The sequence below is a fragment of the Actinotalea sp. JY-7885 genome (genome assembly GCF_014525465.1).
Lineage (GTDB): Bacteria > Actinomycetota > Actinomycetes > Actinomycetales > Cellulomonadaceae > Actinotalea.
In genome coordinates this window covers 1-7,866 of sequence record NZ_JACEXH010000152.1, presented here as the reverse complement: position 1 = coordinate 7,866, position 7,866 = coordinate 1, and the positions used below count along the sequence as shown (strand labels likewise).

At 76.3% G+C, this 7,866-nt stretch carries 7 protein-coding genes; 6 read left to right on the top strand and 1 reads right to left on the bottom strand.

Features of this window, described 5'->3' with window-relative positions:
• From IDM29_RS12895 to IDM29_RS12870, 6 genes are all read left to right on the top strand, one after another.
• Positions 1 to 900: M15 family metallopeptidase (locus IDM29_RS12895; RefSeq protein WP_188037597.1), on the top strand; the 900-nt coding region annotated here is incomplete at its 5' end.
• Complete coding sequence (locus IDM29_RS12890) at positions 900 to 1,376, top strand: hypothetical protein (RefSeq protein ID WP_182113875.1); 477 nt, start codon at positions 900 to 902, stop codon at positions 1,374 to 1,376. The genes IDM29_RS12895 and IDM29_RS12890, both read left to right, overlap by 1 nt.
• A 33-nt stretch (positions 1,377 to 1,409) precedes the next feature.
• Positions 1,410 to 2,171, top strand: a complete 762-nt coding sequence (locus IDM29_RS12885) for a hypothetical protein (RefSeq protein ID WP_182113876.1) — start codon at positions 1,410 to 1,412, stop codon at positions 2,169 to 2,171.
• 1 nt (position 2,172) lies between these two features.
• Positions 2,173 to 2,646, top strand: coding sequence for a hypothetical protein (locus tag IDM29_RS12880; RefSeq protein ID WP_182113877.1), 474 nt, complete (start codon positions 2,173 to 2,175; stop codon positions 2,644 to 2,646).
• A 22-nt stretch (positions 2,647 to 2,668) separates the two neighbouring features.
• On the top strand, positions 2,669 to 4,483 hold the full coding sequence (locus IDM29_RS12875; RefSeq protein WP_182113878.1) for a S8 family serine peptidase: 1,815 nt from the start codon (positions 2,669 to 2,671) through the stop codon (positions 4,481 to 4,483).
• Positions 4,484 to 4,489: 6 nt separating this feature from the next.
• Positions 4,490 to 5,785, top strand: coding sequence for an OmpA family protein (locus IDM29_RS12870; protein WP_182113879.1), 1,296 nt, complete (start codon positions 4,490 to 4,492; stop codon positions 5,783 to 5,785).
• Here IDM29_RS12870 and helR read toward each other — a convergent pair.
• Positions 5,773 to 7,866, bottom strand: a 2,094-nt coding sequence (helR, locus tag IDM29_RS12865; protein ID WP_188037596.1) for an RNA polymerase recycling motor ATPase HelR, incomplete at its 5' end; no start/stop codon positions are given. The genes IDM29_RS12870 and helR overlap by 13 nt on opposite strands.

The window sequence follows — 7,866 nt, the reverse complement described above, 5'->3', positions numbered from 1 at the left end:
GCCCTCGGTGCGCCGGTCACGGCGCCGCGTCCCGCCGCCGCACCCGGCGCCCCGGCAGCTCCGCCGCCGAGCGGAGGGCCCCCGACGACAGGTCCGGCGCCCGCGGGAGCGCTCGACCTGCTCCAGCAGCTCGCCGCCCTCCTGCCGCGGATCGCGGACCTCGTGAGCCGGCCGGAGGCCCGGGAGTGGCTGGTGTCCGAGCGGACGTCCGGGACCGGGGGGCGGCACGCGCCGGAGGCCATGTCCGGGCGCACGTCCGGCCACGCGTCCGTCCACGACGTCTCCGAAGGCTCGTCCGACGACGCGTCGGAGGGCACCACGGGCGGGCGGGGACCGCCCCCGGCGGCCGCCGGGCCCACGGCCGCCCGGCTCGTCGCCGTGCCCCCCGCCACCGCGCTGAACGTCGGCGTCAGCCCGTGCCCGACCAGTCTCCTGGTCGCCCGGTTCGGCCGGCCGCGCGAGCTCGTCTCGCACGAGTGCCGCGCGATCACGTCGACGCCCTGGGCGTCGCGGATGGCCACCGGCCAGGTCGGCGGGGCGCGGGTCAGGGGCCACCGTGCGGCCGTGGCGCTGTTCGCCGAGGCGTTCCGCGCGCTCGAGCGCGAGCACCCGGAGGTCCACTCCCGGCTCGGCTCGAACGGCATGCTGTGCGTCCGCCACGTCCGGGGGCGCCCGGACCTGCTGAGCAACCACGCGCTCGGCCTCGCGCTCGACGTGACGGTGGACGGTCACGTCGAGATCCGCAGCGACGGCCTCGTCCAGCAGGCGTTCCTCACGCTGCACGAGGTGCTCGGCCGCTTCGGCATCTTCTGGGGCGCCGCACTGCGCCCCCAGGACACCGTGCACTTCGAGGTCGGTGCGGAGGTCGTGCACCGATGGCTCGACGAAGGGACCTTCTGATGCCCGCCGACCGGGACCTCGTCCTCCAGCTGGCCGCGCAGCGCGCCGGCCTCACCGAGGGCCAGCTCGACGCCCTGCGGCGCCGCGACTGGGCCGCGCTCCTCGCCGAACGGACCGGACGCGATGGGGCGGCGGGCGCCGTTGCCGACGTGAGCGGGCCCGACGACCCCCCGGGCGACGAGGACGTGGGCGCCGTCCTCGAGCGCGTCGCCGGCCGGCTCGCGGTCGTCCGCGGCCAGCGCGACGCGGCCGTGCAGCTCCTCCGTCAGCTCGCGGCGCGTCTGGGCTGCTGCCAGCGCTGCTGGGGGACCGACCCGACGTGCAGCACCTGTGCCGGGGCGGGTTCTCCCGGCCACTTCCGGCCCGACCCCCAGCTCGCGGCGTGGATCGCGCCCGCGCTCGCCCGCCTCGACCCCGCACCGCCACCGCAGGACCAGGCAGCGGCACCCGCCGCTGGCACCGACGAGTGGGTCTAGCGCCCACCGGCACGGCCAACCGAGGAGACAGAGATGACCGCACTCGACGACCTTCTGGACGAGTCGGAGATGTTCGACGAGTCCGAGACCCTGCCGGACTGGGACGAGGGGGCCGAGTTCATCCCCGGCCTCGGCGCCCTCGTCCCGCAGCTCGGGTTCCTGGACCCCATCGGGGCCGGGATCAAGGCCGTGGGCAACGCGCTGACGCCGCCCGCCCGTCCGGCGGCACCCCGCGTGTCCGTGGCGCCCTCGCGCGGCGTCAACAGCGCGACGGTGCAGACGCCGCGCGGGCAGGCGCAGGTCCAGCTCCAGACGCCGATGGTCCACAAGGACGAGTTCAACGCCGCCGTCGGGCGCCTCCAGGCGGTGATCAACGCGGACTCGACGCGGATCAACACCCTGCAGAAGGACCTGACGACGCTCGGCGCCCGCGTCGGCACGGTCGTCGGCGAGACCCAGGGCGCGATCGCCAAGCAGCGCACGGAGCAGCAGGCCGCGCTGCGCAAGCTGCGCTTCGAGACGCAGGCCGCCCTGCGCAAGATCAAGGCGGACCAGCAGCAGCAGCAGATGATGAGCATGGTCATGGGACTGATGCAGCAGCAGCAGCTCACCACCCGGTTCGAGGCCCATACCCACGCGGCCGGGGGCGCGGACACGAGCGTGCCCAAGAACGCCGACGGCGACGACAACAGCATGCTGCCGCTGCTGTTCATGATGATGCCGTCCGGCGGCTCCGGCGGTGACAGCTCGATGACCATGATGATGATGGCGATGGCCATGTCCGGGGGGTTCTGACATGAGCAACGTGCTGCCGTTCGTGGCGCTGATGTCCGTGCCCAAGAACCGGCGTCGGCGCCTCATGCCGATCGTCCTGCCCGCGGTCGCGGGCCTGCCGGCCGCGCAGGCCGGCGCGCTCGCGGTCGTCTCCGCCGACGGCGTGGCGCGGCGCGAGGGCGCGCTCGCGAGCGCGGAGGCGGTCACCGCGGTCACCGCGGTCCTGACCACCGCCGTCGACAAGGGCGCCGTCCTCACCGCGGAGGACCTCGCGCACATCCCGCTCGCCCGGCAGGTCGTGGCCGCCGACCCGGACATCCTCGCGACCTCCTCGCTCTCGGGCGTCTCGCGGGCCGAGCTGCAGCGAGCGGCCGCGGTCATCCAGGCGGCGCTGGACGCGGACGGCGACGGCAAGCCGGCCGGGGGCGCGTCGTCCGGCGCGAAGGGCGCGACGTCGCCACCGCAGGGTGGAGGTGCCGGCGGGAGCAAGGCCTGAGGCCGGGGAGAGGCAGGCGATCATGGGCGGCCCGGGCCTCGACCTCGATCTCGACCCCCACCTGCGCCAGCTCCTGCTGGAGGAGGCGGAGCGGGAGCCGGTGGTGCGCCGTCGCCGCGTCGGCGTCATCGCGCGGCTCCGCGGGGCGCAGGTCGAGGTCCCGGGTCTGGACGTCGTGGTGCGGGCCGGGACGGTGGTGACCGGCCGCACCGACGTGGCGGCGCTGCCGGCCCTGCGCCGGCACCCCGACGTGCTGAGCCTCAAGCGCACCCATCGGTACCTGCCCCACGACGCCGTCACCGTGCCCGGTGCCACGGTCGCGGACCGGCCCGGCGACCGCGACGCCCGGGAGCCCGCCGCGGCCGACCGCCCGTGGACCGGGCGTGGCGTCGTCGTCGGGATGCTCGACTGGGGGTTCGACCCGGCGCACGTCGACCTGCTCGACGCCGACGGGCGCAGCCGGTTCCTGGCCCTGTGGGACCAGCGGGGCGGTCGCACGCCCCTGAGCCCGGCCGCCTACGGGTACGGCCGCGTGCTGGACGCGGCGGCCCTCGACGCCGCGCTCGCGACGCCCGACCCGTATGCGGCGCTCGGGTACGACCCCGCCGACGTCGACCCGTTCGGGCAGGGCACCCACGGCACCCACACCCTGGGGATCGCGTGCGGCACGGGGCGCTCGGGAGCGCCGCGGGGCCTGGCGCCCGACGCGGCGATCCTGGCCGTGCACCTGCGCGGTGACGACACCGCCCCGCACGACACGCTCGGCGACTCCGTCCGCATCCTCGAGGGCGTCGACTGGGTCTTCCGGACGGCGGGGGACCGGCCGGTCGTGCTCAACATGAGCCTGGGGCGCTGCGGTGGCCCGCACGACGCGTCGCCGCTGGTCGTGCGGGCGCTCGACACGATGCTCGAGGTCCCGGGCCGGCAGATCGTCTGCTCGGCCGGCAACTACTACGCGACGGGCCAGCACACCAGCGCCCAGCTGCGGGAGGGCGTCCCGGTCACGTGGGGATGGCACGTCGAGGCTCCCCTGGTCGACGACGCCGAGCTCGAGATCTGGTACCCGGCCGCCGACGAGGTCACGGTCGAGCTCCTGGCGCCGGGTGGCGCCGTCGTGCGGCTCGCGGCGGGGGAGGCGCGCGTGCTGCGCGACGACGGGCGCGTGGTGGTCTCCGGCTTCCACCGGCGGGCGGACCCCGCCACCGGGGACGGCGTGGTCGACCTGTTCCTGTGGCCCGGGGCGCCCGCCGGGACCTGGCGGGTGCGCCTCCTGCCGGACCGGGTGCAGGACGGTGAGGTCCACGGCTGGATCGAGCGGGTGCACCGCGGCCGCCAGAGCCGCTTCACCGACCCGGACCCGCTCTTCACCACCAACACCCTGTGCAACGGCAGGCGCACCCTCGCGGTCGCGGCGTACGACCACCGGGCGCCGGTGCCGGTCCCCGGTGCGTTCAGCAGCGCCGGTCCGGCCCGGGACCTGCACCCGAAGCCCGACCTCGCCGCGCCCGGCGTGGCGATCACCGCCGCGCGCTCGGCCGTGCTGCTCAACGGGCGCCGGGAGCGGGACGGCACCACGACCATGACCGGGACGAGCATGGCCGCCCCGCACGTCAGTGCCGCGGTCGCCGTGCTGTTCGAGGCCGCGGGGCGGCCCCTGGCCGCGGCGGAGGTGGGGGACCTGCTGCGCTCGACCGCGCGTCCCTGCCCGCTGGGGACCGACCGCGTCGGACGCGGCCTTCTCGACGTCGACGCCGCGCTGGCGGCGTTGGCCGCACGCCCCGGGACGCCGGTGACGCCGGCCGGTGGCCCGGCGACCGACGACGGACGGACGAGGTGAGGGACGATGGACGACGACCTGCTGACCGGGTACTCCGAGGACGCCGCGGTCGCGTGGCTGACCGACGGCGAGTCCACCGAGGACGCGAGCGCGTGGCCCCCGGACGGCGAGTCCTCCGACGCCGCCGCCGCGTGGCTCGTCGGTGAGGGTGCCGAGGCCCGACCCCCGACCGGGGCGGCCGTCGCCGCGCTGCGCGTCGTCCCGCCGCTCCTCGAGGCGATGCCCGCGCTCCTGGAGGCGCTCGTCCGGGTCACCGGACCGGGCACCGCGGAGGCGCCCGACCCGGACGGGTCCGACACGGGTGGCTGGGAGCCTGGGCCGGCGCACCTCACGGAGCACCTCGAGCCCGACGACGGCGCCTCGCCGGAGGTCGGGTTCATCGCGCTCGCGGGCGTGCTGATCCCGGCGGCGGAGCTCGGGCTCGGGGTGTTCGACCGGCTCCAGCAGCACGTGTTCAACGGCTCGTTCTCCGTGACCTCCACGCCCGCGACGTACGTGCACAACCCGAGCCCGACGGGCCTGGCGATCCAGCGTCGCTCGTTCCGGTTCCCGATCACCGCGCACCACCCGAGGGTCGGCATCGACACCCAGACCTTCTGGTTCGACGTGGCGCTCGAGTACGACGGCTTCAACGTGCGGCGGGTCGCGGTGTCGGAGGACCGCGGCAGCTCGAGCACGCTGGTCTCGTCGAGCTTCTCGGTCTCCTTCACCCCGTCCGCCTACACCGCGGCGAACGAGCCGGTGTCCGCGGTGGCCTTCACGATCGGCGGCCGGTGGGACCCCGTCGGCAGCGGCGACGAGAGCTTCACCGGACGGTTCGTCGTCGACGCCGCGGGCAACCTCACCGGGCTGCAGGTCGCCTCCTCGCAGAGCTGGGTCCGCCATGGCGCGCTGACGTACTCGGGTGGGGGCCCCGTCCCGCGGCCCACGACCGCCGTGCAGGCGACGACCGTGCACTTCGACCCGTCGGGGAGCTTCGCCCTCACCCAGGAGAAGATCCGCCACCTGCACACCTGGTACACCGGGCTCCCGGGCGCCGTGCAGGCGGAGATCCGTCGCGGCGTGCAGCCCGTCCGCCTCACCGGCCGGGCGTCGACGACCGGCACCGTGCAGCAGAACCAGGAGCTCGCCCGCAAGCGCGCCGACGCGGTGGCCCGGGTGCTGCGGGACCTGGCCGGCACGTCGGCCCGCGTCGACGTGGAGGTGCACGGCGAGCTCGGGGCGCGGACGCCCGACGCGCAGGAGGTGCCCGCGGAGCGGCGCGTCGACGTGCGGTGCGAGTACCAGGTCTACCAGCTCTGAACCGCGGGCCAGGTCGCGGCGCGGCGCCGCGCGACCCCGGCGCCCGAGGCGCCCCGCAGCACGACGAGCTGCTGCGTCGCGCGGGTCATGGCGACGTAGCGGTCGACGGCGCCCTGGATCCCGTCGCCGAACGCCTCCGGGTCCACGAGCACGACGAGGTCGACCTCGAGGCCCTTGGCGAGCAGCGGGGTCAGCGACCGGACCCGGTCCGACCCGGACGGTGCGGGCGCGCCGATGACGCACGCCGTGCCCTCGGGGTGCTCCGCGAGCCACGCGTCGAGGACGTCCTCGAGCTCGGCGATGGTCCCGTGACGCACGGGGACACCCGTGCTCCGGACCGACGCCGGGACGTTCGCGTCCGGGACCGCGGCGCGGATCACCGGCTCCGCCTCGGCCATGACCTCGGCCGGCGTGCGGTAGTTCAGGCTCAGGGACGCGACGGTGACGTCGTCGAGCCCGACCCGGCGCAGCCGCTCCTGCCAGGGCTCGGGGAAGCCCTGCCGGGCCTGGGCCCGGTCGCCGACCACCGTCAGGCTCCGCGACGGGCACCGGCGCAGGACCATCCGCCACTGCGCGTCCGTGAGCTCCTGCGCCTCGTCGACGACGACGTGCGCGAACGGGCCCGTGGTCGAGCCGGGATCCACGGGCGCCTGGGCGTCGGCCACCAGCGCGTCGCTCAGGTCCTCGCCCCGCAGCATCGACATGACCAGCAGCTCCGAGTCGTCGGACGCGATGAGGTCGTCGACGACGTCGGCCCGGCGCTCGCGCTCGGACGCGATCTGCGCCTCGTGCCGTCGCCGGCGGCGTGCGGCCTCGGGGTCGCCCAGCCGATCCCGCGCCGCGTCGAGCAGGGGCAGGTCGGCGACGGTCCAGGCGTGCGGCTCGGCGCGCTGCAGGAGGCGGACCTCCTCCGGAGTGAGCCACGGCGCGCACAGGCGCAGGTAGGCGGGCACGGACCAGAGGTCGGCGACCAGGTCGGGAGCGTCGATCGCCGGCCACGCACGGTCGAGGGCCCGCCGCAGCGGGCGGTGCCGTGCGAGGGCGCGGCGCAGCTCGTCGGCCGGGACCTCCTCGTCGAGGCCGTCGAGCCGGTCCACCAGGAGGTCGAGCAGCGCCGCCCAGATGTCCTCGCGGGCCTCGTTGTGCGAGGTGCCGGGGTCCACCGCAGCGAAGGCCTCGTCCCAGTCGTCGGGGACGAGGCGGACGTCCCCCCACGGCGTCTCGACGGTCATGCCGGACGCCGGCGGACGCTCGGAGAAGCGGACCGCCGGCTCGATCGCGTCGACCATCCGCGCGGAGGCCTTGAGCAGCGCGACCCGCGGGTCCGTCTCCTCGAGCGCGCCGGCCCCCTCGGGGACGAGGTCGCGCAGGGTGCAGGTGCGCACCCCCTCCTCGCCGAGGCTCGGCAGCACGTCCCCCACGTACGCCAGGTACGGCTCGTGCGGGCCGACGACCAGCACCCCGCCGCGCCGGTGGCCCAGGCGCGGGTCGGAGTGGAGCAGGTACGCGGTGCGGTGCAGGGCGACGACCGTCTTGCCCGTACCCGGGCCGCCGTCGACCACGAGGGCGCCCCGGGACCCCGCCCGGATGATCGCGTCCTGGTCGGCCTGGATGGTCCCGAGCACGTCGCGCATCCGGGCCGATCGGCTGGCACCGAGGCTCGCGACGAACGCCGACTGGTCGTCGAGGGCGGCGTGGCCCTCGAGGCCCTCGGGGGTGAACACCTCGTCCCAGTAGTCCGTGACCCGGCCGGCGGTCCACCGGTACCGGCGGCGGCTGACGAGCCCGTGCGGGTCGGCGTGGGTGGCGCCGAAGAACGGTTCCGCGGCCGGGGAGCGCCAGTCCACCAGCAGGCGCCGGCCGCCGTCGTCGGTGAGCCCGAGCCGCCCGACGTAGACCGTCGTACCGTCGGCCCGCACCATGCGGCCGAGGCACGCCTCGAGGCCGGCGCGGCTCAGCGCCTTCAGGCGCGCGGTCTGGCGGTGCACCTCCTGGTCGCGCTCGAGCGCCGCCTGGCCGCCGCGGGTGGGCCGGCGTCGGGCGGCGGTGAGGCGCGTCGAGGCCGTCGCGGCGGCCGCCGC

Coding starts and splice junctions, on each gene's coding strand:
- IDM29_RS12885 (WP_182113876.1), top strand. CDS start 1,410: ATGACCGCACTCGACGACCTTCTGGACGAGTCGGAGATGTTCGACGAG.
- IDM29_RS12890 (WP_182113875.1), top strand. CDS start 900: ATGCCCGCCGACCGGGACCTCGTCCTCCAGCTGGCCGCGCAGCGCGCC.
- IDM29_RS12875 (WP_182113878.1), top strand. CDS start 2,669: ATGGGCGGCCCGGGCCTCGACCTCGATCTCGACCCCCACCTGCGCCAG.
- IDM29_RS12880 (WP_182113877.1), top strand. CDS start 2,173: ATGAGCAACGTGCTGCCGTTCGTGGCGCTGATGTCCGTGCCCAAGAAC.
- IDM29_RS12870 (WP_182113879.1), top strand. CDS start 4,490: ATGGACGACGACCTGCTGACCGGGTACTCCGAGGACGCCGCGGTCGCG.